The sequence below is a fragment of the Salmonella sp. 32010601201800023SM genome, from assembly GCF_017572235.1.
Taxonomy (GTDB): Bacteria; Pseudomonadota; Gammaproteobacteria; order Enterobacterales; family Enterobacteriaceae; genus Salmonella; species Salmonella enterica.
This window is the reverse complement of record NZ_JAGEQS010000010.1, coordinates 63,717-89,841: the sequence shown is the minus strand read 5'-3', so window position 1 is coordinate 89,841 and position 26,125 is coordinate 63,717. Positions and strand designations below refer to the sequence as shown.

Here is a 26,125-nt window from a genome sequence, read left to right as displayed (position 1 = left end):
GCTTTTCTCCGTGAGGTTCTGGTCTGAACCCCGCTGACCCGGCGGCCTGTGTGCCGTTGTTCCGTGTCAGTGGTGGCGCATTATAGGGAGTTATTTCTGCCTGACAAGAGGAAATTTAAAATAATTTTCTGAGTGCGCACTTTTTATTCTTTGCGTTTATTTTGCCGACGATTTGTTGGTTAAATGGGCTATTTCACGGGCAAAGTGCGCAACCTGCTCCCAGTCGGTGTACACCACTTCTTTACTGGTATCCGTTTCGCCGCCCGACATCTTCATAATAAGCTTGATCATCAGACGGTCATACCAGCGATAGCGGGGATAGCGAAGCGCGCCTGCAATGACGGCACAGTAGTCAGGTCGCCACGGAGAGCTCATTAAAAACTTACGCGCGTAGCTGTTAGTCTGCGGCGTCCGTTTTTCAGCTTTACGCGCCACCAGGTTAACGGAATAAAAGGCGCTCGGCATTCCGTTCAACCGCGTGGCATATTTCTTAACAAACTCCTGAAAGGCGCTGTGGTAATGACCATAACGAATAGACGCGCCAATCACTACGCGATCATAGCTATCCCAGTCCGGCTCTTCTGCGCGATGCAGATTAACGACATCGGCCCAGATCCCCATCTCTTTGAGTTCAGAAGCCAGATAAGAGGCAATTTCGCGCGTTTGTCCGTCCCGGGTAGAGAAAAGAATCAATGTTTTCACGTGTTACTCCATTATTCACGCCAGAAAGTCGGGGTAAAAAGTACCAGCAAAGTGAATACTTCCAGACGACCAAATAGCATGTTGGCGATGAGTATCCATTTCGCAACCGGATTCATACTGGCGAAGTTATCAGCAACCACCCCCAGCCCCGGTCCCAGGTTATTAAGCGTAGCCACTACCGAGGCGAAAGCCGAGAAATCATCTACGCCTGTAGCGATAATGGCCAGCATACTGACGATAAATACCAGCGCGTAGGCAGAAAAGAATCCCCAGACGGCTTCCAGAATACGCTCTGGCAGCGCCCGGTTCCCCAGCTTAATACTGTAAACGGCATTCGGATGCACCAGACGTTTGAGTTCGCGGTTCCCCTGTTTAAACAACAACAGAATACGGATGACCTTTAACCCCCCGCCCGTTGACCCGGCGCAACCGCCAATAAACGCGGAACATAGCAGCAAGACGGGCAAAAACAGCGGCCAGCGCGCAATGCTGTCCGTGGTAAACCCTGCCGTTGTCGCCATCGACACAACCTGGAAGAACGCCTGATTTAGCGTTGTCAGCGCCGAGTCGTAGATATTATGGAACCACAGTACCAGCGTGCAGATCACCACCAGCGTCAACTGTACGCCGATGAACATGCGGAATTCCGGATCGCGCCAGTATACTTTCAGGCTACGCCCGCTTAATAAAGAGAAATGCAGGCCATAGTTACAACCGGAGATCAGCAGGAAAATAGCGATGATGGTATTAATAGTGGGACTATCAAAATAGCCTACGCTGGCGTCATGCGTTGAAAAGCCGCCGATAGCGATAGTGGAGAAGCTGTGTCCGATAGCGTCAAACGCGGGCATCCCTGCAAACCATAGCGCCAGCGCGCAGGCTACCGTTAGCAAGACATAGATAAGCCACAGCGTTTTCGCCGTCTCGGCAATACGCGGGCGCATTTTGTTATCTTTGAGCGGCCCCGGCATTTCTGCCCGATAGAGCTGCATCCCCCCGACGCCGAGGATAGGGAGAATCGCCACCGCCAGCACAATGATCCCCATACCGCCAAACCATTGCAGCATCTGACGATAAAAGAGAATGGCGTGCGGTAATGAATCCAGCCCCACCAGAGTAGTGGCGCCCGTGGTGGTTAACCCGGAGAACGATTCAAAAAAAGCATCGGTAATGGTGAGGTTTGGGCTTTCCGAGAAAATAAACGGCAGCGCACCCACGCTGCCCAGCACGGTCCAGAACAGCACCACGATAAGAAATCCTTCGCGGGATTTCAGCTCGCCCTTTTCCCTACGGTTCGGCCACCACAGTATGGAACCGATCGCCAGCGCGACAAAAAAGGTCTGCGTGAACGCTCTTCCTGCGCCATCACGATATATTACCGCTACCAGTCCCGGGAGAATCATTGTCCCCGAAAATAAGATAACCAGTAGTCCAACGATTCGGGTAATGGCGCGAAAATGCATCTCTGCCGCTTCCTTTATTCTTAAAAATGAGGTGGGGATTATTCTTCAATCGCTAACAATTGCAATGAACCACGGCTAAAATCCGCCAGTTTTGTGGAAAATACATTCACATGAGCAAAAGGAAGCGCCACCCTGAGCCGAACAGACGCCTGATAATCGCTGGAAACGATCTTCCCGGCAAACTGTCCTAATAATGCTTCGATTCCGTCCAACTGACCGTACTCACACTGCAAAGTATATTCGGTTAATGGCGTCTTGCGTTGTGTGGCAAGCTGACGTAATGCCTGATTCACACCGCCGCCATAGGCTTTTACCAGCCCGCCCGTACCCAGCAGAATACCACCATAGTAGCGCACGACGACGGCAGTAATTTCTCCGACGCCGCTGCCCATCAATTGCGCAAGCATCGGCTTGCCTGCCGTTCCCGCCGGTTCGCCGTCGTCTGAAAAGCCCAGTTGCTGTGAGTCGTCCGGCGCCCCCGCCACCCACGCCACACAATGGTGGCGCGCATCAGGGTGCTCAGCTCTGACTGACTCAACAAACGCTTTCGCCGCCTCTACGCCATCGGTATGCGCCAATAGCGTAATAAAGCGGCTTTTTTTGATCTCTTCAACAACGGTGACCGGCGCTGCAGGGATTAACCAACTGTCCATTACGCCAGTTTTAAATCCCGCGTCATGTTTTCCACGCCGTTTTCGTGGATGACCACGTTATCTTCAATGCGAATACCGCCGAAAGGCTTGAGCGCTTCAATTTTCTGCCAGTTGAAGTGCTTGCTGAACGGCCCTTCGCGCCACGGCGCTAACAGCGATTCGATGAAGTAAATCCCCGGTTCGATGGTCAACACCATTCGCGGCTGTAACACACGCGTGCAGCGCAGATACGGGTATTTGGACGGTGCAGCGAGATGCGTACCGGAATCATCCTGCATAAACCCGGCCACATCGTGTACCTGCAGACCCAACGGATGACCAATACCGTGCGGCATAAACGGCCCGGTAAGATCATTTTCCACCATCGCCTCTTCACTCATGTCGGTAATGATTTGATGTTTACGCAGCAGCTTCGCGATGCGTTGATGGAACTGAATATGATAATCCACATAGCTGACGCCCGCCTTCATGGTAGCGATCAGCGCCAACTGTTCGTCGTTAACATCTTTCACCAGGTGGGCGTAGTCGTTATCGCTTTTCGCCGACCAGGTTCGCGTCAGATCCGCCGCGTAGCCGTTGTATTCCGCGCCCGCATCCAGCAGGAAACTGCGCATTTCAGACGGTGCCTGATGATCCAGTTTCGTGTAATGCAGCACGGCGGCATGTTCGTTCAGCGCCACAATGTTGCTGTATGGAACATCGGTATCGCGATGTCCCGTGGCGGTCAGGTACGCCAGGTTGATGTCAAACTCGCTCATGCCGGAACGGAAGGCCTCTTCCGCCGCCCGATGACCGCTCACCGCCATTTTCTGCGCTTCGCGCATACAGGCCAGTTCATAATCCGTTTTATAGGCGCGGTAGTAATGCAGATAGTCGATAACACCTTTCGGGTTGATGTTGCTGGCGGCGATATCCAATTGTAGCGCGCGCTCAGGAACCGGGCCGATATAGCCGATATTGCCACGCGCGGCAGGCAGCTGGCTGCCGATGCCATCCGCTTTCGGCAAGGCGACGACCTCGACTTCTTCCGTCCAGAAGGATGTTGGCAGCGGTTCAACGTTATGCCAGTAATCGACCGGCAGATAAAACCACAATTTGGGTTTGTTGACGCCATCGACCAGCAGCCAGCAATTTGGAACCTGAGTTACCGGCACCCACGCTTTAAACTGTGGATTGACCTTAAACGGATAAGGGTGATCGTCGAGAAAGACGTTGAAAAGCTCGCCGGAATGAATAAGTAACGCATCCAGCTTAAAGCGCGCCAGAACATCGCGCGTCCGTTCTTGTAAGGTAACAATATGATTTTTATAGAGCGCGGCCAGTGATTCCATTTTTTACCCTTCTGTTTTTTTGACCTCAAGTTCCCGCATCTTAGCACATCGCCCCACGAGAGCGTGATCTCTGCCGAGCGTGATCACATCGGCATTTCTTTAATCATTTATTTGCATTTTATTAACACAAAATACACACTTCGCTTCATCTGGTACGACCAGATCACCTTGTGGATTCAGGAGACTGACATGCTTTATAAAGGCGACACCCTGTACCTCGACTGGCTGGAAGATGGCATCGCCGAACTGGTGTTCGATGCTCCAGGCTCGGTCAATAAACTCGACACCGCAACCGTCGCCAGCCTCGGCCAGGCGCTTGAGGTGCTGGAAAAGCAACACGATTTAAAAGGGCTGCTGCTGCGCTCTAATAAAGCGGCCTTTATTGTCGGCGCGGACATCACCGAATTTCTTTCACTGTTCCTCGTCCCCGAAGAGCAGTTAAGCCAATGGCTGCATTTCGCTAATAGCGTCTTTAACCGTCTGGAAGATTTACCCGTACCGACCCTTGCCGCCGTAAACGGCTATGCGCTGGGCGGCGGGTGCGAATGCGTGCTGGCCACCGATTACCGTCTGGCGACGCCAGACCTCCGTATCGGTCTGCCGGAAACTAAACTGGGCATCATGCCGGGTTTCGGCGGCTCCGTTCGTCTGCCGCGTATGCTGGGCGCAGACAGCGCGCTGGAGATTATCGCGGCAGGTAAAGATGTCGGTGCTGAGCACGCGCTGAAAATCGGCCTTGTGGACGGCGTGGTCAAACAAGAGAAGCTAATTGAAGGCGCGATAGCGGTGTTACGCCAGGCCATTACCGGCGATCTCGACTGGAGAGCTAAACGCCAGCCGAAACTGGAACCGTTGAAACTCAGTAAGATTGAAGCGGCGATGAGCTTTACCATCGCTAAAGGCATGGTCGCACAAACGGCGGGTAAACATTATCCGGCGCCGATGACCGCAGTGAAAACCATTGAAGCCGCCGCGCGTTTTGGTCGTGAAGAAGCGTTGAATCTGGAAAATAAAAGCTTTGTTCCGCTGGCGCATACCAATGAGGCTCGTGCGCTGGTCGGTATCTTCCTCAACGATCAATATGTAAAAGGTAAAGCCAAAAAGCTGACCAAAGATATTGAGACGCCGAAACAGGCAGCCGTACTGGGCGCGGGCATTATGGGCGGCGGTATCGCTTACCAGTCGGCCTGGAAAGGCGTACCGGTCATCATGAAAGATATCAACGATAAATCGTTGAACCTCGGCATGACCGAAGCGGCCAAGCTGCTGAACAAACAGCTGGAGCGCGGCAAGATCGACGGTCTGAAGCTGGCGAGCGTCATTTCGACCATCCACCCGACTCTCGATTATGCCGGTTTCGATCGCGTAGATGTTGTTGTCGAAGCGGTAGTCGAAAATCCGAAAGTGAAAAAAGCGGTACTGGCGGAAACCGAGCAGAAAGTGCGCCCGGAAACCGTGCTGGCCTCAAATACCTCCACCATCCCAATTGGCGAACTGGCAAGCGCCCTGGAACGTCCGGAAAACTTTTGCGGAATGCACTTCTTCAACCCGGTACACCGGATGCCGCTGGTTGAAATCATTCGCGGCGAGAAGAGTTCAGACGAAACCATCGCCAAAGTCGTCGCCTGGGCCAGCAAAATGGGCAAGACGCCGATTGTAGTCAACGACTGCCCCGGCTTCTTTGTTAACCGCGTGCTGTTCCCCTATTTCGCCGGTTTCAGTCAACTGCTGCGCGACGGCGCGGATTTCCGCAAAGTCGATAAAGTGATGGAAAAACAGTTCGGCTGGCCGATGGGCCCGGCCTATCTGCTCGACGTGGTGGGTATTGATACCGCCCACCACGCGCAGGCTGTAATGGCGGCAGGCTTCCCGCAACGGATGCAGAAAGAGTATCGCGACGCGATCGACGCATTGTTTGACGCCAGCCGTTTTGGGCAAAAAAACGGTCTGGGCTTCTGGCGCTATAAAGAAGACAGCAAGGGTAAGCCGAAGAAAGAAGAAGATGCCGCGGTGGATGACCTGCTGGCAAGCGTCAGCCAGCCGAAACGCGACTTCAGCGACGACGAGATAATCGCCCGTATGATGATCCCGATGATTAACGAAGTGGTTCGCTGTCTGGAAGAAGGCATTATCGCAAGCCCGGCGGAAGCTGATATGGCGCTGGTCTACGGCCTGGGCTTCCCTCCGTTCCACGGCGGCGCATTCCGCTGGCTGGATACACAGGGCAGCGCGAAATATCTTGATATGGCGCAGCAGTATCAACACCTCGGCCCGCTGTATGAGGTGCCGGAAGGGCTGCGTAATAAAGCGCGCCATAACGAACCGTATTATCCCCCGGTTGAACCAGCCCGTCCGGTTGGTTCTCTGAAAACGGCTTAAGGAGTCACAATGGAACAGGTTGTCATTGTCGATGCTATTCGCACCCCGATGGGCCGTTCGAAGGGCGGCGCGTTTCGCAACGTGCGGGCAGAAGATCTCTCCGCCCACTTAATGCGTAGCCTGCTGGCGCGTAATCCGTCGCTTACAGCGGCGACCCTCGATGATATTTACTGGGGCTGCGTACAACAAACGCTGGAGCAAGGCTTCAACATTGCCCGTAACGCCGCGCTGCTGGCAGAAATTCCCCATTCGGTACCGGCGGTCACCGTCAACCGTCTGTGTGGTTCCTCGATGCAGGCGTTACACGATGCAGCGCGAATGATCATGACCGGCGATGCGCAGGTTTGTCTGGTTGGCGGCGTGGAGCATATGGGGCACGTGCCGATGAGCCACGGCGTGGATTTTCACCCGGGTCTGAGTCGCAACGTCGCCAAAGCGGCAGGGATGATGGGGCTAACGGCGGAAATGCTCTCCCGCCTGCACGGCATTAGCCGGGAAATGCAGGACCAGTTCGCCGCGCGTTCTCACGCTCGCGCCTGGGCCGCCACCCAGTCTGGCGCATTCAAAACGGAGATTATCCCGACTGGCGGTCATGATGCAGACGGCGTGTTGAAGCAGTTTAACTACGATGAAGTGATCCGCCCGGAAACCACGGTCGAAGCGCTATCAACGCTGCGTCCGGCATTTGATCCGGTTAGTGGCACGGTCACGGCGGGCACCTCATCCGCGCTTTCCGATGGCGCAGCCGCCATGCTGGTAATGAGCGAAAGTCGTGCCCGTGAGCTGGGTCTGAAGCCTCGCGCCCGTATTCGCTCAATGGCAGTGGTGGGTTGTGATCCGTCAATTATGGGTTACGGGCCGGTTCCGGCGTCAAAACTGGCGTTGAAAAAAGCGGGACTGTCAGCCAGCGATATCGATGTGTTTGAGATGAACGAAGCGTTTGCCGCACAGATCCTGCCATGCATTAAGGATCTGGGATTGATGGAGCAGATAGACGAGAAGATCAACCTCAACGGCGGTGCGATCGCGCTTGGTCATCCGCTCGGCTGCTCCGGAGCACGTATCAGCACCACGCTTATCAACCTGATGGAGCGCAAAGACGCGCAGTTTGGTCTGGCGACGATGTGTATTGGTCTGGGTCAGGGCATCGCCACGGTGTTTGAGCGGGTTTAATCAAAGATAATATCCCCTAAATAACTCGCATTGCAGCGCAGCGGCAACTGAGCGAATCCCCGGGCACATAGATAACTATGTGCCCGGGGTGAGCAAAGGCAGCCAACAAAGAGGCTGCGCGAATTATGACGGGAAACAGTTTAGTTGCCGTTTTTCCCGCCCGTCAGAGGCGGGTTTTTTCACCGTATGGCCTGCTCTACTCAGTAAGCGCTTTGGTCAGGCTAAATGGCATAGCCTGATATCCACGCGCACCATGTATTTGCATTTCGACCGCAGGCTCTTTTTCTCCCCATTTGAACTCTTCCAGATACGGATTAGGTAAGCTGGTAAATGCGCCTACCGACAAATCAAACGCACCACCTGCTGTTGCGGAATACACGAACACAGAATTCTTGTCAGTCTGGTACTCGGTGATAGAGGTTACCGGGCTAAACCACTCGTTCCCGCGCTCTTTACCGTATTGCCAGATCTGTTGGACTGTCTTGTTTTTCTGGTCGATTTTGTAAATCACGGAGCGGCTGTATTTCATACTCTGCATAGCAGGCTGTTCTAAGCCGCGGCCATCGCCATTGTCGAAAGCGGAAAGGTATAAGATATCGCCTTTACTCTTACTATCAATTTTAAAGGCCGTATGTTGCGTCCATGTCCAGTCGAAGTCACCCTCGCAGCCACTGTCCTGGCAAGCAATTTTTTGGCCTTTGCTATCCACTGGCGTCAGAATTGCGGCATTAAATGGCGCTTTCCAGCCAGCAGGCGTACCCAGTATCCACTTCACTTTCTTATCGCGGCCGATTTTGATAATCGCACTCTGGTGGCGGGAGCTGATGATGATGGAATCATCTTCACTGTCATAGTCGACGCTGTTGACATGCGCCCAGTTGCGGCCAGCCCCACTACCCACGATATCCCCGAATTTGTCGGAGGAGTCCAGCGCCGCCAGATCTTCTTCGCTCAACGTATGGCCGGACTGGCTGGCGTCGATATTCAGGCACACAGCGCCCTGATCGAGGGTTTTCATTATCACATCACGATAAGGATCGAGGATATCAAACAGACGCCATTCATCCACTACCACGCCGTTCTGATCAACTTCGGCAATCACATCACGCACGGTACGAACATTTTTCCCATCAGGGCGTTTATAGTTAGAGCTGGCTACACGCAGGAAGTAGTGACCGTTGGCCGCGTTATCCATTGAGTGTGAAAAATCGTTATAATTATCCGGCAGACGGCGGTTAAAGATTTCACGCCCCATGATATCGTATTTCACATAACGCTGACCGTAGCCCCACGATAGTGCGCCATCCTGGTTTTGTTTAAAGCCCATCATAACGCCAGCACGATAAATTGACTTTAAATCATAAATTGAACTTGGATTCATAAACCAACGAATATCACCGGAGGTGTCGATAATAGCGTTAGCTGTAGTGAAGTTCCATTCTAATGCACCCCCAGTAGGGTTGTTCCAGACAGTACGCGTTCCATTCCCAGACTTATCTTTCGTATTATTCAAAAGATACAAGCGATCTTTAAATTCTGGGGAAACCTTTTTAACATCGATAGTAAAGAGTGCTGATTGTTCTTCTTTTGTGCCCGCTGATTCAATATAGGCAGGCGGTGCATACATTTTATAGCTTTCTTTTATATTTTCGGTTTTACTACCCTGGATTCTTGTATATTCAACCTCAACGGTATTGACATAATCCGGGTAAAGACCAAAGACGGGAATACCGCCATACGTTAAAAGGTATTTATTATTAACTTTATACGCGATCTCCTGGCCATTTTCTTTGGGGACAATCCGCACATGCACGTCACGTAACTGGTAACCGCCATTACGAATAACGGCGGTTAACGGCGCGATATCATAGGGGTTCATAACAACTTCGCCAATTTTTCCCTGGACCTGATAGTCCACTTTAGCGCCGCTGGCGCCGCCGATGGCGAAAGCAGTAGAAGGTACTGATGACAAAATTGCAACAGATAATGCGAGAGAAGTTAAAGCATATTTAAATTTCATAACACTCTCCATCTTATAAATAAATAACTAACTTTCCATTTTATGTTTCTTTTATAAAAATAAATGAAGCATATATAATTAACTATTTTTATTGATAGCCTCAGGACATAATATTACTTAATTTATTACACGCAATACAAATCCTGTAGATATTCAATATCATAACGTTTTATAGTTGACGATTAATTAATATTTAAGAGGACTTTTAGGTAGGCTAACGTAAAAAGGGACGCTACTGCGTCCCATAAAATAGTTAAATAAATGCGAACGCATCGCCAAACAGACGATCTTCCCGCGCGTTACGCTCATGACAGAACAGATCGCGGGCGATTTTCGCCATCTCAAAACGTCCGGCAATATAAATATCGTGCCCCGCCAGCGTACCATAATCTTGCAATACCGCCGTAAGTACCGTTCCTGTACGTCCACGCCAGCCTTCTTCCGGCTGCTCGACAACAGGTTCAATACGCAAATTCGGATGGTTAACAGAGAGTGCTTCCAGCTCAGAGAGATCATAGAGGTGCTTTTCTTCGCGACCACCCCAGTAAATGGTAACATCGCGGGCCGGGTTGCGCGCTAACGCCGTCAACAGGATGGAGCGCACATAAGAAAAGCCCGTACCGCCCGCGATCAGAATCAACGGACGCTCTTCATCGTCACGTAGCCAGGCGTCGCCATGCGGAATATCGACGACGATTTCCCGGTCTTTCAGAATTCGATCCATGACCGCCATCGCATACAGATTGAGCTCGGAAGCGCCAATGTGTAATTCAATAAACCCTTTCTCGTCCGGCGTTGAGGCCATCGAAAACGGGCGTTTGTCACGCTCGTCCATTACGACCATCAAATACTGACCAGCGCGGAATGTAAACGCCGCGTCCGGCACTAAACGAACCCGATATACGGTATCGGTGATAGCTTCTACCGAGGTCACTTTACAGCTTAAGGTTGTCATGCGCTCCCTCTGTCGGGTGTCGGGTCAATACCGACATTTTTCAAGCCGAGTCGCCGCAGCCTGAAATGTCGATGTCCGCTTTCAGTTATTTAAAGATAGCCAGCTCATCCCAAATCGCATCAATACGCGCGGTAACTTCAGGATCTTTAACAATAGGACGACCCCACTCGCGTTGGGTTTCGCCCGGCCATTTGTTTGTGGCATCCAGCCCCATTTTTGAACCCAGCCCGGAGACCGGCGAGGCAAAATCCAGGTAGTCAATCGGCGTATTTTCAACCAGCACCGTATCCCGCGCAGGGTCCATACGGGTGGTAATCGCCCAGATCACATCATTCCAGTCGCGTGCGTTAACGTCATCATCGCAAACGATAACAAACTTCGTATACATAAACTGGCGCAAAAACGACCAGACGCCCATCATGACGCGTTTCGCATGACCAGCGTACTGCTTTTTCATCGTCACTACCGCCAGGCGGTAAGAACACCCTTCCGGCGGCAGATAAAAGTCGACGATTTCCGGAAACTGTTTTTGCAGAATAGGCACGAAGACTTCATTGAGCGCCACCCCTAATACCGCAGGCTCATCGGGCGGACGCCCGGTATAGGTGGAGTGATAGATGGCATCCTCACGCTGCGTAATATGCGTGACGGTAAAGACCGGAAAGCTATCCACTTCATTATAATAGCCCGTATGATCGCCATACGGTCCTTCCGGCGCCATCTCTCCCGGCTCAATGTAACCTTCAAGGATAATCTCGGCGCTGGCAGGCACTTCCAGATCGTTAGAAAGGCATTTAACCACTTCAGTTTTCGTGCCGCGCAGCAGGCCCGCAAAGGCATACTCCGACAGAGTATCGGGAACAGGAGTCACGGCGCCAAGTATCGTCGCCGGATCGGCGCCCAATGCGACGGAGACCGGGAAACGTTCACCCGGACGCGCGGCTAACCACTCCTGAAAATCCAGCGCGCCGCCGCGGTGAGACAGCCAGCGCATAATAAGCTTATTTTTACCTATCAACTGCTGACGATAAATGCCCAGGTTTTGCCGTTCTTTGTGCGGGCCACGCGTTACCGTCAGTCCCCAGGTAATCAGCGGCGCGGCGTCGTCCGGCCAACAGGTCATGACAGGAAGACGCGTTAAATCGACATCATCGCCAGACGCGATTTTCTGCTGGCAAGGCGCGCCGCGTAACCGTTTCGTCGGCATATTCAGCACTTGCTTAAACTGCGGCAGCTTGTCAAACAGATCGCGAAAGCCTTTCGGCGGCTCAGGTTCTTTCAGAAACGCTAATAATTTACCCACTTCCCGTAAGGCGGAAACATCATCCTGCCCCATGCCCATCGCCACGCGTTTTGGCGTGCCAAAAAGGTTGCACAGCACCGGCATGGCGTAACCTTTAGGATTTTCAAACAGCAACGCCGGTCCACCCGCACGCAGCGTGCGGTCAGCGATTTCCGTGATTTCCAGATGAGGATCCACAGGTAGCGTGATGCGTTTTAGTTCCCCCTGCTGCTCAAGTAGCATCAGGAAGTCGCGTAAATCGTGATATTTCATGGCGTCCATTGTAGCCTCTTGGTAAGCGCATCATTATACGGCGTTCATCATCGGGATGCTGTATTTTTGTTAAATTAGCGTGAACTCTGGCAACCAACGCTAATCCAGATACGGCTTAAAGGATGAAGTGTATAATTAACTTCGCGCATGGCTTTTGCTATGCTTGCGCCCCGAACAAGCGGATAAGAGTCATTATGCAATCCTGGTATTTACTGTACTGCAAACGCGGGCAACTTCAGCGTGCTCAGGAACACCTCGAAAGACAAGCGGTAAGTTGCCTGACACCGATGATCACCCTGGAAAAAATGGTACGCGGAAAACGTACCTCCGTCAGCGAACCGCTCTTTCCTAATTATCTGTTCGTTGAATTTGATCCGGAAGTGATACATACCACTACAATCAACGCCACGCGCGGCGTCAGCCATTTTGTGCGCTTTGGCGCGCATCCTGCGATCGTGCCTTCCAGCGTTATTCATCAGCTTTCTATCTACAAGCCCGAAGGCGTTGTCGATCCTGAAACCCCCTATCCCGGCGATAGCGTCATCATCACGGAAGGCGCATTTGAAGGGCTGAAAGCGATTTTTACCGAACCGGATGGCGAAACGCGTTCGATGTTACTGCTTAATTTACTCAATAAAGAAGTGAAGCAGAGCGTAAAAAACACCGGTTTTCGCAAGATTTAGCTATCGTTCAGAATACGACCTCAAATAAGGTTCTGGCGTTGGCATCTGTCATCGCCGCTAACCATTGCGGATCTTCACCACGCCATAGCGCTATGCGCTCCAGGATGTGAGGCAGATACGCGGGCTCGTTGCGTCGTGACGTTGGTTTCGGCGTAAGATCGCGGGGCAACAGATACGGCGCGTCGGTTTCTATCAGTAGCTTTTCCGCTGGAATAAACGGTAAGAGTTCACGTAGCTCAAGCCCGCGTCGTTCGTCGCAAACCCACCCGGTAATACCGATATAGAGCCCTCTATCCACACAGGCCTGCATTTGCTGGCGTGAACCGGTAAAGCAGTGCAGTATTGCACCAGGAAGACTATCCAGCCAGGGATCAAGCAATGCCAGAAATCGCTCATGCGCGTCCCGGCAGTGCATAAAGATTGGCATCTGCAATTCGGCGGCAATTTGTAGCTGCGCCTGAAAGGCACGCTCCTGCTCCTGCGGCGTGGAAAAATTGCGATTGAAATCCAGCCCGCACTCACCAATAGCGACGACTTCCGGCTGGTTCGCCAGCGCAATAATGGCGTCTTCAGACGCGGATGACCACTGACTGCTGTCATGGGGATGGACGCCAGCCGTCGACCAACAATGGGGGTAGCGCCGCGCCAGTTTTAACGCCTGCTGACTTTCATGGATGTTCGTTCCGGTCAGTAGCATACCTTTTACTCCCGCCGTAAACGCACGGGCGACCACATCATCACGATCTTTTGCAAACTGGCTACTGGTTAAATTAACGCCAATATCAAACATGCTTGCCCCCATATGACAACCGCCCTGGCGGGCGGTTGTGTTTAGTCTTCAGTGTGCTCGGCCTTTTCGGTTTCGGCCTCGTTATCTTCGTCGCGCGTCCGTCGCTTACCGACATAAAAGCGTGAGCAGAAAACGCCAATTTCAAACAGGCAGTACATCGGTATCGCCAGCAACGTTTGCGAGAAAACATCTGGCGGCGTAAGCAGCATTCCCACAATGAATGCCCCGACCAGGATATAAGGCCGTTTTTTACGCAAATCTTCTGGCGTGGTGATGCCCATCCAGCACAGCAACACAATCGCCACCGGCACTTCAAAGGCTACGCCAAAGGCCATAAAAAGCGCCATAACAAAGCTAAGATAGCTGGCGATATCTGTCGAAACCTGTACCCCTTCCGGCGCCGTATGCGTCAGGAAACCAAAGGCCAAAGGGAATACGACAAAATAGGCGAAGGCCATACCAATGTAGAAAAGCAGCGAGCTGGATACCAGCAGCGGTACGACCAGACGACGCTCATGCTTATACAGCGCCGGGGCGATAAAGGCCCAAACCTGGTACAAAATGACAGGCGCGGATAAGATCAAAGACACCATGAAGGTGAGTTTGATAGGCGTAAAAAACGGCGACGCCACATCCGTCGCAATCATTGTCGCCCCTTGCGGCATCTGTTTAATCAGCGGTGCGGCGACTAAATGATAAATATCATTGGCGAAATAAATTAACGCCAGAAAAATCAGAAGCACTGCGACGATGCAGTTTAGCAGGCGCTTACGCAACTCGATCAGATGCGTGATAAGCGGTTGAGTATCTTCTACAGCCATGTTTACGGTTTATCACTCGACGAGGGGGAAGATTCGACAACAGGCGCAGCGGATTTCTTCTCGGCGTCTATCGTGGCTACGGAAGCGGTTTCCGTCGACTCAGGCACGTTAGCTTTAACGGGCTCCGGCTTTTGTTCCGGCGCGCTCGCCTGTGTTTCAGCGGCGGCAGGGGTGACGCCCTCATGCTGCGTTTCGTTCCCTTTTACCACCGGATTATGGATGGTATGCGCTTCATCGCTCGCTTGTTCGGGATCGTTAGCGCTGTAGGTGCGTTTCATCGACTCCGCCGCCTGACGCAGTTCATCCATAGATGCTTTCAGTTCGGGAGTCAGATTTTCCAGGCTCGCCTTTTCGACTTTTTTCAGACTGTCCTGGAACTCCTGAAGTTTCAGTTCCTGAGTCAGTTCATTCTGAACCGTTGTCGCAAGGGATCGCAACGCGCGAATCCAGCCCGCTACCGTTTTTACCGCTACTGGCAATCGTTGCGGCCCCAACACAATGAGGCCGATAACGAACACTAACAGCAGTTCGCTAAAACCGATATCAAACACGGATTATACCTGCTCTTTATCTTGGCTTTTAGCGTCTTCCTTTTTCGCTTCGCCTTGCTTATCCGCGATAGATTTAGCGGTAAAATCAGCGTCCTGACTGGTTTTATCCTGTTTGGCATCATCATCGCTCATGGCCTTTTTAAAGCCTTTGATAGACGCGCCAAGATCGGAACCGATGGAACCGAGTTTTTTGGTGCCGAACAGCAGTACGACGATGACGGCAACAATCAACAACTGCCAAATACTGATACCACCCATACATGTTCCTCTGTGATAGATGATGAATTAATAGGGCCGCATTATACACATTATCCTTCGCGCTGCCTCTTTGTTAGCCGCTTTCGCCCGCCCTATTCACATACTTTTACATACGACCGGGACGACCTTGACTTGCGGCCTGAGTATTGCCTCGAGTGATAATATGTACCTGCGTGACACAACCGGCGTTGAGCGATAAAAAATCTCAACGAGTTTTACGCCAGCCAACCAGCCAGACAACTACGCCGCCGACCATGAGCCAGCCAGGCATCAATCCCCATTCAGGGCGGTTGACGAGTAAGAATGACCCGCTCAGTAACAGCGTTGCGCCAATTCCCAATAAATAACGAGACTGACTTTGGCGCACATGGTTTACCTGTAACTCGCGCGCAATCTTATCAACACTGTGCTGTAAATATTTGCCCTGGCGCAAACTGTCGTACACCAGTTCAGGTATTTCTGGCATTTTTTCGACCCAGAACGGCGCTTTTTCTTTAAGAGCCCGCGTGAGAGCCGGAATACCCACCTGATCTTTGATCCAGGACTCAAGAAACGGCTTCGCCGTTTTCCACAAATCAAGCTGAGGATAAAGTTGCCGCCCAACCCCTTCAACATACAATAATGTTTTCTGCAACAACACCAGTTGCGGCTGGACTTCCATGTTAAATCGACGCGCTGTATTGAAAAGGTTTAACAACACATGACCAAACGAGATTTCCGCGAGCGGCTTTTCAAAGATAGGTTCACAGACGGTGCGGATGGCAAACTCAAAATCTTCAACGTTGGTATCTGGCGGAACCCAGCCTGAATCGACATGCAGCTCCGCCACCTTTCGGTAATCGCGATTAAAGAACGCGATAAAGTTTTCAGCCAGATAGCGCTTATCTTCTTTGTTTAGCGACCCGACGATACCGCAGTCAATGCCGATATATTGCGGGTTTTCAGGGTGTTCATGGCTGACAAAAATATTTCCCGGATGCATGTCCGCATGGAAAAAGCTGTCGCGGAAAACCTGGGTGAAGAAAACTTTAACCCCGCGTTCCGCCAGCAGTTTCATGTTGGTGCCGTTCTTTTCCAGCGCCGCCACATCCGAAACCGGAATGCCGTATATCCGCTCCATCACCATCATGTTCTGGCTACAGTAATCGGAGTACACCTCCGGGATATACAGCATGGGACTATTTTCAAAATTGCGGCGTAACTGAATCGCGTTGGCCGATTCCCGCAGCAGATTCAGCTCATCGATCAGCGTTTTCTCATACTCACGCACCACTTCCGTCGGGCGCAGACGACGCCCATCCGGCAACAGGCGTGGTACCCAGCGAGCAAGGCGATAAATCAGTTTCAGGTCTGCCTGAATTACCGGCAAAATATCCGGGCGAATGACCTTAATAACCACTTCTTTACCGTTTGATTTCAATCGCGCGGTATGTACCTGGGCGATTGACGCCGACGCTAAAGGCTGGATATCAAAGTCGTCAAACCAGGCTTCGACAGGTAGCCCCCCCATCGCCTCTTCAATCTGGGCTTTCGCCAGCCGACCATCGAATGGCGCGACTTTATCCTGGAGCAAAGCGAGCTGATCGGCGATTTGCGGCGGGAACAGGTCACGGCGTGTGGAGAGCATCTGACCAAATTTGATCCAGACCGGTCCCAGCTCTTGCAACGCCAGTCTTAATCGTTCACCCAGCAATTTATCTTTATGCCGGTTTGGCATCCAGAACAGCGAATAGCGCCATAATCGGAGTGGCAGTGTAAGACGCATTCGGGGGATGAGTTCATCAAGGCCGTAGCTTAAAAACGTGCGGATGATGAAATATAGGCGCCGTACTTCACCTGGCGTCATTTGGCCTCCAGTTTTTCCAGCCGTGTGGTCAGAGCATCTACGGCGCGCTCAACAGCCGCGGTTTCTTCGGCAAACCATGCGACTTCCAGCGGGCCAGGCGCCATACGCCACTCTTCAGTGATCGCTTCAGCGGCATAACGCTGCTGGCGTTGAAACCCGTGGCGCAGGAATTTAGCCCCGCCACGCACGGCCTTACCGATACTTTCCGCCGCAATATCACCCGTGTATGGCGCCAACAGCTCCGCAGGATCGAATTCGGCGAGATCGGCGAGCGCCACAAAATTTTGCACGACCTGAATATCGCCCTGCACTTCCAGTTCGCCGCTGCGAATAAGCGCGGCCAGCTGCTGACGATCGCGTAGTTTTGGCAAAACGCTAGCTTGAGTGATTACCGTACAGTCCGCTTCGCCTTCCCATGCCCCCAGCACATCAACCTGGCGTTCGCTGAATACCAGGACTAATGGCGTCGAAAATCCCTTTAGTTTCACACACAGTACTTTTCCCTGTAAGCGCGTTCTGGCTGATTTCAGCGCTGGCGAACGATACAGAAACGTATTGAGGAGACCTTCAATTCCTGCGGTCACTAAGGGTTTAAAAGGCATTCCACCCTCCTAGAATTTATAACCACGGTGCAATGCCACAACGCCCGCCGTCAGATTGTAATAATCCACGCTCTCAAATCCGGCGTCCTGCATCATGGCTTTTAAGGTATCCTGATCGGGATGCATACGGATGGATTCCGCGAGATACCGATAGCTATCCGCATCGTTCGCGACCATCGAGCCAATACGCGGTAAAATATGGAAAGAATAGGCGTCATACGCTTTACTCAGCGGCTCAATGATAGGCTTGGAAAATTCAAGCACCAGTAAACGTCCGCCGGGTTTCAACACACGGAACATTGACCGCAGCGCTTTTTCTTTTTCCGTTACATTGCGCAAACCAAACGAAATGGTAATGCAATCAAACGTATTATCAGGGAAAGGCAGAGCTTCGGCATTCGCCTGCACATACTCTACGTTGCCGATCACGCCGATATTACGCAGCTTCTCACGCCCCATTTTGAGCATGGAATCATTAATATCCGCCAGGATAACTTTGCCAGTTTCCCCGACCATACGTGAAAATTTCGCGGTAAGATCGCCCGTACCACCCGCTAAATCGAGAACGGTTTGTCCACGACGCACGCCACTGCAATCAATGGTGAAGCGCTTCCACAAACGATGAATGCCAAATGACATTAAGTCATTCATCACATCGTACTTTGACGCCACAGAATGAAAAACGTGGGCCACCATGTCAGCTTTCTGCTCTTTAGCGACGGTCTGAAAGCCAAAGTGCGTCGTTTCTTGTGAATCTTCCACCATCTCAGTGCCTGCTTATCGATAAAAATGTTCAAGAAGTGTAACAGATTGGGCCAATTTGCCCTACTCTGCGCCAGGACTAAACTACTCCGTATGGGTTAACTTAACTGCTGCTTCACCCGTTCATCATTGGGATAATGTTCATCCTGCCGCCCTTCAGGGATCGATCGTAAACGATATTCTTCATCTTGCGTAACGGCCTGTTCCGCTAAATCCGGATTAATCTCGCGTTTGATTTCCACGCCTAGCCCCCTGAAGGCCTCCGCCTGCGCCAAAACGTTGCCACGCCCCGACGCAAGTTTTTTCATCGCCTGGCGGTAGTTATCCTGCGCTTTATCCAGACTCTGACCGATCGCTGACATATCATCAACGAACAACCGCATTTTATCGTAGAGCTTACTGGCTCTGTCTGCGATGTGCTGCGCATTGCGGCTCTGGTGTTCATAGCGCCACAGGTTGGCGATTGTCCGTAACGCCACCAGCAGCGTCGTGGGGCTTACCAGCATAATGTTATTTTTCAGCGCCTCGGTTATCAGTTCGGGCTGTTTATCTAACGCCAGCAGGAAAGCGGGTTCTACGGGGATAAACATCAGAACATAGTCCAGCGAGCGGAGGCCGGGAAGCTGCTGGTAGTCTTTACGCCCCAGTAAGCGAATATGATTGCGCACCGAGGCGATGTGCTCTTGTAAAGCGGCCTCGCGCGTGTAGTCATCTTCAGCGTTAAAGTAACGCTCGTAGGCGACCAACGTCATTTTAGCGTCGATGACCACATCTTTGCCCTGCGGCAAGCGGACGATGACATCCGGCTGCATCCGCGAGCGCGCATCGTTCTCAATACTGACCTGGGTTTCGTATTCGTAGCCTTCACGCAGTCCGGATGCCTCCAGCACCCGCGCCAGCACAACTTCGCCCCAGTTTCCTTGCGCCTTATTGTCCCCTTTCAGGGCGCGCGTCAGGTTGATCGCTTCCTGCGCCATTTGCGCGTTAAGCTGCTGCAAATTACGAATTTCGTGCGCCAGCGTATGCCGCTCCTGCGCTTCTTTGCCAAAACTCTCCTGAACCTGGCGGCGAAAACCGTCCAGTTGCTCACGCAGCGGCGTCAGCAGGCTATTCAGGCTTTGTCGGTTTTGTTCGTCTACGCGACGATTACTGTGTTCAAAGATACGATTCGCCAGATTTTCAAACTGCTCGCTTAAACGCTGTTCGCTGTTGATCATCTGACGGATTTTGTCTTCCGCGTGTTGCTGAGTCGCTTCCAGACGGGTCGTGACTTCACGCAGATCGGCTTCCAGAGAGGTATTAATACTGTGCAGGCTACGCAGTTCGTTATTAAGTAACTCGCATTCACTGCGCCAGTGCGCTTCTTGCGCTAATTGCTGCCGGGCCGCGCTAAGTTCGATATCCAGCTCACGCCGTTCTTCGATAAGATCGGCGCGGATTTGATCGGCGTGCGCTTTCGTCGCCAGCCAGCCAATCACCGCCCCAGCCGCCAGCGCCACGACGGCGCTTATCATAAGAGTAATATCCACAACACCTCTCCTGGAACCACACTGTCCTGCACAAAATAGAATTGTGCTGTATAAACGTCCAGTTTAAAAGGGATTTCCTGCGAGGCGCCACGCAAAAAGAAAAGGCCGAACGCGTCGGCCTTTGCAAAAGAGAGGAGAATTACAGCAGACGACGGGCCGCTTCCACGACGATTTTCACCGCGTGGCTTTCAGTTTGTTTCATCGTTTCCGCATTCGGAATCTCTTGTTGGGTACGGTTAACGATAACGCCCGCCACCATACCTGCGCGTAAACCCTGGCTTGCGCACATGGTTAACAGCGTAGCGGATTCCATTTCGTAGTTCATCACGCCCATCGCCTGCCACTCTTCCATAGAGCCTTTGAAGCGACGAACAACGCGGCCAGAATAGGTGTCGTAACGTTCCTGACCCGGATAGAAAGTGTCGGAAGAGGCGGTTACGCCAACGTGAGTCGTGGCGCCAATCGATTTCGCGGCTTCAACCAGCGCGGTGGTGCAGGCAAAGTCGGCAACCGCCGGGAATTCCATCGGCGCAAAATGCAGGCTTGCCCCATCCAGACGTACGGATGCGGTCGTTACCAGAACGTCGCCGACGTTGATGTGCGGCTGAATAGCCCCCGTGGTGCCGATACGCAAGAAGGTACGAATACCCAGTTGCGCCAGTTCTTCCACGGCAATAGAGGTAGACGGGCCGCCGATACCGGTAGAGCAAACGATAACTGCTTTGCCATCCAGCTCAGCGCGCCAGGAGGTGAATTCGCGGTGAGATGCCAGCTTAACCGGCTTATCCATCAGCGCGGCGATCTTTTCCACACGCTCAGGATCGCCAGGGACGATGGCGAGCTGGGCCCCTTGTAAATCGTTTTTGGTGAGGCCGAGATGAAAAACATCAGACTTGGACATATAAAACTCCTCTGTGAATCGGGTTTGTCAGAAGAAGCAAAAAGACACTTTACCTAAGGCATAAAGATATTTTCGTGACAGTCATCACTATGGCGTAAAACAATTGCACTCGTTTACCATTAAAAAGTGATGCGCATCACAATAAATAATCAATATCGCCAGGCATTGCACAAAAGATAGCCGCTTTAAGGCAATGTGGTTTGTTACACACTGTCTATAGTTAAGATTGCGCTATTTTTTAAGGGTACGGAGAATACCATGACAACGACACATCCATCCGGCTTTGCACCTGCAGCTTCCCCACTTGCCCCTACGATGATTCATACGCCTGATGGGGCCATTAGCGCGGGGATAACGTCGATTCCCTCTCAGGGCGACGATATGCCAGCCTATTACGCCAGACCAAAGGCAAGCGACGGCGCATTGCCTGTGGTCATTGTGGTACAGGAAATTTTTGGCGTACATGAACACATTCGCGATATTTGCCGACGACTGGCGCTGGAAGGCTATCTCGCTATCGCACCGGAGCTCTATTTCCGCGAAGGCGACCCCAATGATTTCGCCGATATACCCACATTATTGAGCGGTCTGGTGGCTAAAGTACCCGATTCGCAAGTCCTTGCCGACCTGGATCACGTAGCCAGTTGGGCTTCGCGCAACGGCGGGGATGCGCATCGGCTGATGATCACCGGTTTTTGTTGGGGAGGCCGAATTACCTGGCTGTACGCCGCGCACAACCCACAGTTAAAAGCAGCGGTAGCGTGGTACGGCAAGCTGGTGGGCGACACGTCACTCAATTCGCCGAAGCATCCCGTTGATATCGCCACCGATCTTAACGCGCCGGTACTGGGTTTATACGGCGGACAGGATACCAGTATTCCACAGGAGAGCGTGGAAACCATGCGTCAGGCGCTACGCGCCGCTAATGCGAAGGCGGAAATCGTGGTCTATCCCGATGCAGGGCACGCGTTTAATGCCGATTATCGTCCGGGATACCACGAAGCCTCGGCGAAAGACGGCTGGCAAAGAATGCTGGAATGGTTCGCTCAGTACGGCGGGAAAAAAGGCTAACCACAGCGCATTACGATGTTTGTTGGGCCTACGAGACCGGAGTCGGTATAGGCTCAACAAAGCGTCATCGCCACGTTAGCTATGCTTTACCACAGCATTTTTTATATTTTTTGCCGCTGCCGCAGGGACAGAGATGGTTACGACTGACGGCTCCTGTGTCTTTACGCGCGTCCTGCGCCAGCCAGCGCATGATCGATGCCATCGGATAGCCTTGCGCCAGCAGCTCCCGCCAGACATTCATATACGGCGTAACGTGCTGGAAAAAATGCTTATAGCCCGCACACAAGTAATTATGCGCAGGATGACCGGACGGCGAGACGGCAAAGCGATGCTTCGGACAGCCGCCATGACACGCAAAGCGGTAGTCACAGCGACGACAATCGGCGGTCAGGGTCTCCCGCTTGGCCTCGCCAAACGCAATAGCCCGCTCGCTATTATTTAAGGCTTTGATGCTGTGCTGGTGGATATTTCCCAGCAGATGCTCCGGGTAGACAAAGTGGTCGCAGTTGTAGAGATCGCCGTTCGACTCCAACGCGAAGGCATGTCCACAAGTCTCGGAATGTACACACAGTACCGGCTGCTGCGCCGTCCAGGCGGCTAACGCCACGTCAAACATCTGCACATAGACGCGGTCTACGTCGCGACGAACCCAGATATCAAAGATCTGGTTGAGAAATTCGCCATATTGCCACGACGGTACCGTCCATGGCGCCAGCGTCGCCGCGCTTTCGCCGGGCATCACCAGATTAAGTACCGATGAGTTATCGGTGCTCATTCGCTCCACCAGCGGGATAAACTGAATAAAACGCGATCCCGCCGCCAGAAGAAATTCGTAGACGTCTGCTGCATGACCGACGTTATGTTTTCCCACGACGGTTAAGGTATTAAAGTCGACATGGTGCGCTTTAAGCCGCGCCATTGCTGCGACGACCTGTTCATGAGTTCCTTTTCCAGCGCGATTAAGCCGATAGTGGTTGTGTAACGACGCCGGGCCGTCGATAGAGAGACCGATGAGAAAATGCTGTTCAGCGAAAAAGCGCGCCCACTCGTCATTCACCAGGATGCCGTTCGTCTGCAACGCATGAGTGATTTTTCGCCCATCGCCGTACTTTTCACATAATGCGACAACCCGGCGGAAAAACGGTAGTCCCATCATGGTCGGTTCGCCGCCCTGCCAGGCAAAGTCAATGCGGTCGCCACTCTGCGCGGCAATATGCTGGCGTATAAACTGTTCCAGCGTCTCGTCCGACATTCGCCAGTTTTTATTGCGTTCCGGGTACAGCGCCTCTTTTTCAAGATAGAAGCAATATGTGCAATCAATATTGCAGATCGCGCCGCCGGGTTTGGCCATTACGTGACAACCTGCTACCGCCATGTCAGACATCTCCGTTAAAAAATAAGGTTCACCTGCGCCATGAGACAATGCGACGTTTATCGTCGCCAGGGAACATAACAGAATGGAAAACCTCGTTTTGTGCTATGAGAGCGCTGGGCGATCATGACAGGACAAACGATCTGCGAGGCAATAAAAGCCGCCGCGCTGCTTCCGGGGACGCTATCCGCCTGGTTGTCATTCATACGGAGAACCTTTTTATTATCAAGATCGCCAAATAGCCAGATCCTGAAAAAGACAGCGCGGAAAATAAGAAAAAGGGAAATGAGAAGAAAGAGGCGCTGTTAATCAGGTCAGACACGGGCGCTACCCGTCAAAGGGTAGCGCCGCATTGCTGCCGGATAAACGCAGCGGTCAGGATGGGCTATTTCGCCTGACGCAGATTATGCGCCGCTTTGACCATGTTCGCTAACGCCGCGCGGGTTTCTGGCCAACCGCGAGTTTTCAGACCGCAGTCCGGATTCACCCACAGGCGTTGTGCCGGAATACGCTGTGCCGCCTTCTTCAGCAGGGCTTCAATCCACTCGACGCTCGGCACGTTCGGCGAGTGAATATCGTACACGCCCGGCCCGATTTCGTTCGGGTAGTCGAACGCTTCGAACGACTCCAGCAACTCCATATCCGAGCGGGAGGTCTCAATGGTGATCACATCCGCGTCCAGCGCGGCGATCGAATCCATAATGTCGTTGAACTCGCAGTAACACATGTGGGTGTGGATCTGAGTTTCATCCTTCGCCACCGCCGCGTTGATGCGGAAGGCTTCCACACCCCATTCCAGATAGGCGTCCCAGTCGCTGCGACGCAATGGTAAACCTTCACGCAGCGCCGGTTCGTCGATCTGAATAATCCCGATCCCCGCCGCCTCCAGATCCGCGACTTCATCACGCAGCGCCAGCGCAATCTGTTTCGCAATCGTTTCACGGGTCACGTCTTCGCGGGGGAATGACCAGCAAAGAATAGTCACCGGGCCGGTCAACATCCCTTTTACCGGCTTGTCGGTCAGCGACTGGGCATATTTCGCCCACTCCACGGTAATCGGTGCCGGACGGCTGATATCGCCAATCACTACCGGCGGTTTCACACAGCGGGAGCCATAGCTTTGCACCCAACCATTCTGGGTAAAGACGAAGCCGTCCAGATGCTCGCCGAAGTATTCCACCATGTCGTTTCGCTCGGCTTCGCCGTGTACCAGCACATCCAGCCCTAAACGCTCCTGCTCGATGATAGCCTGTTTGATATGTTCGGCGATGCCGGTGCGGTAGTTATTCGCGTCGAGGTTGCCCTTTTTGAAGTCCAGACGCAGGCCGCGAATTTCCGTGGTTTGCGGAAACGAACCGATAGTCGTCGTCGGCCAGGCGGGAAGTTTAAAGCGGGCGCGTTGCGCTTCAGCGCGCACCTCATACGGATTCTCACGCTGGCTGTCCTGCGCGGTGATCGCCGCCAGGCGTTTTTCTACCGCGGCATTATGTACGCGGCGGGAGTGACGACGAGCCTGAATCGGTGCGCTCCATTCCTCAAGCGCCGCCGTTTCGCCGCTGTTCAGCGCATCGCGCAGCAACGCCAGTTCACCGCATTTTTGCAGCGCAAAGGCAAACCAGCTTTTAACTTCCGTATCCAGACGCGTTTCGACGCTGAGATCGATCGGGCTGTGCAGCAAAGAGCAGGAGGATGCTACCCACAGCGCGCGTTTGCCCACAATGGCGTTAATCTGCGCGTATTTTTCGGTCAAATCGGCGCGCCAGACATTACGCCCGTTAATCAAGCCTGCGGAGAGCAGCCAGTCGACCGGCAGACGTTGATGCAGTTCCGCTACATCATCTTTGCCATGAATGAGGTCAACATGTAGCCCCTGTACCGGTAGCGCGATAATAGTGTCCAGGTTTGGCGTCACGCCTTCAAAATAGGTCGTCAGCAACAGCTTCACCTGGCCGGCAAGCGCGTCGTAAGCCGGTTTGAAGGCATCCAGCCACGCCTGCGGCAGTTCCAGCACCAGCGCTGGCTCATCAATTTGGACCCACTCAATACCACGCTTCGCCAGTTCAGCCAGCACGTGCTGATACACCGGCAAAATGTCTTTCAGCAACGTCAGGCGGTCAAACGGTTCGCCTTTCACTTTACCCAGCCACAGATACGTGACAGGCCCCAGCAGTACGGGTTTGATCTTATGCCCCAGCGCCAGCGCTTCGTCCACTTCCTCCAGCAATTGTGTCCAGGTGAGTCTGAACTGCTGGCCTTTGCTGAACTCCGGTACTATGTAGTGATAGTTAGTATTAAACCATTTGGTCATTTCCGCTGCCGCCGCCGGTTCGCCGGTTGGCGCGCGACCGCGGCCAATGCGGAACAGAGTGTCGATGTCCACGGAACCGTCGTTGTTCTGATGACGAGCCGGCACATTGCCTAACAGCAGGCTGGTGGTCAGAACATGGTCGTACCAGGCAAAGTCGCCTACCGGTAACAGGTCAATACCCGCTTGTTTCTGCTGCTCCCAGTGACGCGCGCGCAGTTCGCGCCCCACCGCCAGTAACGCTTCACGCGTTGAGTTCCCCGCCCAGTAGCTCTCTTGCGCTTTTTTCAACTCGCGACGCAGGCCAACGCGAGGAAAACCGAGGGTATGAGTCAATATTGTCATTTTACTTCCTCTAATTATATGTAAATCCTAAGTATTTTAAATTCAGGGAAGGCGGCAA

General features: G+C 52.8%; 22 protein-coding genes. 4 read left to right on the top strand and 18 right to left on the bottom strand.

The annotated features are described in order from the left end of the window. Positions 1-156: 156 nt before the first annotated feature. The 4 genes from hemG to pepQ are packed head-to-tail and all read right to left on the bottom strand — an operon-like array spanning position 157 to position 4,149. Positions 157-702, bottom strand: coding sequence for a menaquinone-dependent protoporphyrinogen IX dehydrogenase (hemG, locus tag J4617_RS21945; RefSeq protein WP_000853982.1), 546 nt, complete (start codon positions 700-702; stop codon positions 157-159). A gap of 11 nt (positions 703-713) precedes the next feature. Next, positions 714-2,165 (bottom strand): Trk system potassium transporter TrkH, encoded by a 1,452-nt coding sequence (gene trkH / locus J4617_RS21940; RefSeq protein ID WP_017466171.1) that lies wholly within the window; start codon positions 2,163-2,165, stop codon positions 714-716. A gap of 38 nt (positions 2,166-2,203) precedes the next feature. Next, entirely contained in the window at positions 2,204-2,818 is a 615-nt protein-coding gene (locus J4617_RS21935; RefSeq protein ID WP_017466172.1) for an IMPACT family protein, read from the bottom strand. Then, entirely contained in the window at positions 2,818-4,149 is a 1,332-nt protein-coding gene (pepQ, locus tag J4617_RS21930) for a Xaa-Pro dipeptidase (RefSeq protein ID WP_000444529.1), read from the bottom strand. The genes J4617_RS21935 and pepQ overlap by 1 nt, the downstream gene beginning before the upstream one ends. A gap of 189 nt (positions 4,150-4,338) precedes the next feature. Between pepQ and fadB the strand changes: the two genes are divergently transcribed. Next, complete coding sequence (fadB, locus tag J4617_RS21925) at positions 4,339-6,528, top strand: fatty acid oxidation complex subunit alpha FadB (protein WP_017466173.1); 2,190 nt, start codon at positions 4,339-4,341, stop codon at positions 6,526-6,528. Positions 6,529-6,537: 9 nt separating this feature from the next. Beyond that, positions 6,538-7,701: an acetyl-CoA C-acyltransferase FadA gene (gene fadA, locus J4617_RS21920; protein WP_000438778.1), complete on the top strand. Its 1,164-nt coding sequence runs from the start codon at positions 6,538-6,540 to the stop codon at positions 7,699-7,701. Positions 7,702-7,897: 196 nt separating this feature from the next. Here the strand turns inward: fadA and J4617_RS21915 are convergent, their stop codons facing one another. From J4617_RS21915 to ubiD, 3 genes are all read right to left on the bottom strand, one after another. Next, positions 7,898-9,721: an aryl-sulfate sulfotransferase gene (locus J4617_RS21915; RefSeq protein WP_000669887.1), complete on the bottom strand. Its 1,824-nt coding sequence runs from the start codon at positions 9,719-9,721 to the stop codon at positions 7,898-7,900. 253 nt (positions 9,722-9,974) lie between these two features. Continuing rightward, positions 9,975-10,676: an NAD(P)H-flavin reductase gene (fre, locus tag J4617_RS21910; protein WP_000209837.1), complete on the bottom strand. Its 702-nt coding sequence runs from the start codon at positions 10,674-10,676 to the stop codon at positions 9,975-9,977. A gap of 85 nt (positions 10,677-10,761) precedes the next feature. Further along, positions 10,762-12,240: a 4-hydroxy-3-polyprenylbenzoate decarboxylase gene (gene ubiD / locus J4617_RS21905; RefSeq protein WP_017466101.1), complete on the bottom strand. Its 1,479-nt coding sequence runs from the start codon at positions 12,238-12,240 to the stop codon at positions 10,762-10,764. Between the two features lie 185 nt (positions 12,241-12,425). Between ubiD and rfaH the strand changes: the two genes are divergently transcribed. Then, complete coding sequence (rfaH, locus tag J4617_RS21900) at positions 12,426-12,914, top strand: transcription/translation regulatory transformer protein RfaH (protein WP_001192410.1); 489 nt, start codon at positions 12,426-12,428, stop codon at positions 12,912-12,914. A gap of 7 nt (positions 12,915-12,921) precedes the next feature. Here the strand turns inward: rfaH and tatD are convergent, their stop codons facing one another. The 9 genes from tatD to udp form a co-directional block, all read right to left on the bottom strand. Then, positions 12,922-13,704 (bottom strand): 3'-5' ssDNA/RNA exonuclease TatD, encoded by a 783-nt coding sequence (gene tatD, locus J4617_RS21895; RefSeq protein WP_000459653.1) that lies wholly within the window; start codon positions 13,702-13,704, stop codon positions 12,922-12,924. A 41-nt stretch (positions 13,705-13,745) separates the two neighbouring features. Continuing rightward, on the bottom strand, positions 13,746-14,525 hold the full coding sequence (tatC, locus tag J4617_RS21890) for a Sec-independent protein translocase subunit TatC (RefSeq protein ID WP_000257554.1): 780 nt from the start codon (positions 14,523-14,525) through the stop codon (positions 13,746-13,748). 2 nt (positions 14,526-14,527) lie between these two features. Next, on the bottom strand, positions 14,528-15,076 hold the full coding sequence (gene tatB / locus J4617_RS21885; protein ID WP_000459612.1) for a Sec-independent protein translocase protein TatB: 549 nt from the start codon (positions 15,074-15,076) through the stop codon (positions 14,528-14,530). Positions 15,077-15,079: 3 nt separating this feature from the next. Continuing rightward, positions 15,080-15,334 carry a Sec-independent protein translocase subunit TatA gene (tatA, locus tag J4617_RS21880; RefSeq protein WP_000508972.1) on the bottom strand — a complete coding sequence of 85 codons (255 nt, stop codon included), beginning with the start codon at positions 15,332-15,334 and terminating at the stop codon, positions 15,080-15,082. Positions 15,335-15,539: 205 nt separating this feature from the next. Next, complete coding sequence (ubiB, locus tag J4617_RS21875) at positions 15,540-17,180, bottom strand: ubiquinone biosynthesis regulatory protein kinase UbiB (protein WP_000187559.1); 1,641 nt, start codon at positions 17,178-17,180, stop codon at positions 15,540-15,542. Continuing rightward, on the bottom strand, positions 17,177-17,782 hold the full coding sequence (gene ubiJ, locus J4617_RS21870; RefSeq protein ID WP_001116088.1) for a ubiquinone biosynthesis protein UbiJ: 606 nt from the start codon (positions 17,780-17,782) through the stop codon (positions 17,177-17,179). Before ubiJ ends, ubiB begins: the two co-directional genes overlap by 4 nt. A gap of 9 nt (positions 17,783-17,791) precedes the next feature. Next, positions 17,792-18,547 carry a bifunctional demethylmenaquinone methyltransferase/2-methoxy-6-polyprenyl-1,4-benzoquinol methylase UbiE gene (gene ubiE, locus J4617_RS21865; protein WP_000229009.1) on the bottom strand — a complete coding sequence of 252 codons (756 nt, stop codon included), beginning with the start codon at positions 18,545-18,547 and terminating at the stop codon, positions 17,792-17,794. Between the two features lie 95 nt (positions 18,548-18,642). Then, complete coding sequence (gene rmuC / locus J4617_RS21860) at positions 18,643-20,073, bottom strand: DNA recombination protein RmuC (protein ID WP_000355562.1); 1,431 nt, start codon at positions 20,071-20,073, stop codon at positions 18,643-18,645. Between the two features lie 139 nt (positions 20,074-20,212). After that, entirely contained in the window at positions 20,213-20,974 is a 762-nt protein-coding gene (gene udp / locus J4617_RS21855; protein ID WP_000045169.1) for a uridine phosphorylase, read from the bottom strand. A gap of 258 nt (positions 20,975-21,232) precedes the next feature. On the opposite strand from udp, the gene J4617_RS21850 reads away from it, so the two are divergent. Next, positions 21,233-22,045, top strand: a complete 813-nt coding sequence (locus tag J4617_RS21850) for a dienelactone hydrolase family protein (protein WP_000213959.1) — start codon at positions 21,233-21,235, stop codon at positions 22,043-22,045. 79 nt (positions 22,046-22,124) lie between these two features. On the opposite strand, the gene J4617_RS21845 is transcribed toward J4617_RS21850, so the two are convergent. Together J4617_RS21845 and metE are read right to left on the bottom strand one after the other, a co-directional pair. Further along, positions 22,125-23,468, bottom strand: coding sequence for an anaerobic sulfatase maturase (locus tag J4617_RS21845; RefSeq protein ID WP_000017947.1), 1,344 nt, complete (start codon positions 23,466-23,468; stop codon positions 22,125-22,127). Positions 23,469-23,802: 334 nt separating this feature from the next. After that, positions 23,803-26,067, bottom strand: coding sequence for a 5-methyltetrahydropteroyltriglutamate--homocysteine S-methyltransferase (metE, locus tag J4617_RS21840; RefSeq protein ID WP_000154179.1), 2,265 nt, complete (start codon positions 26,065-26,067; stop codon positions 23,803-23,805). Positions 26,068-26,125: the final 58 nt, after the last annotated feature.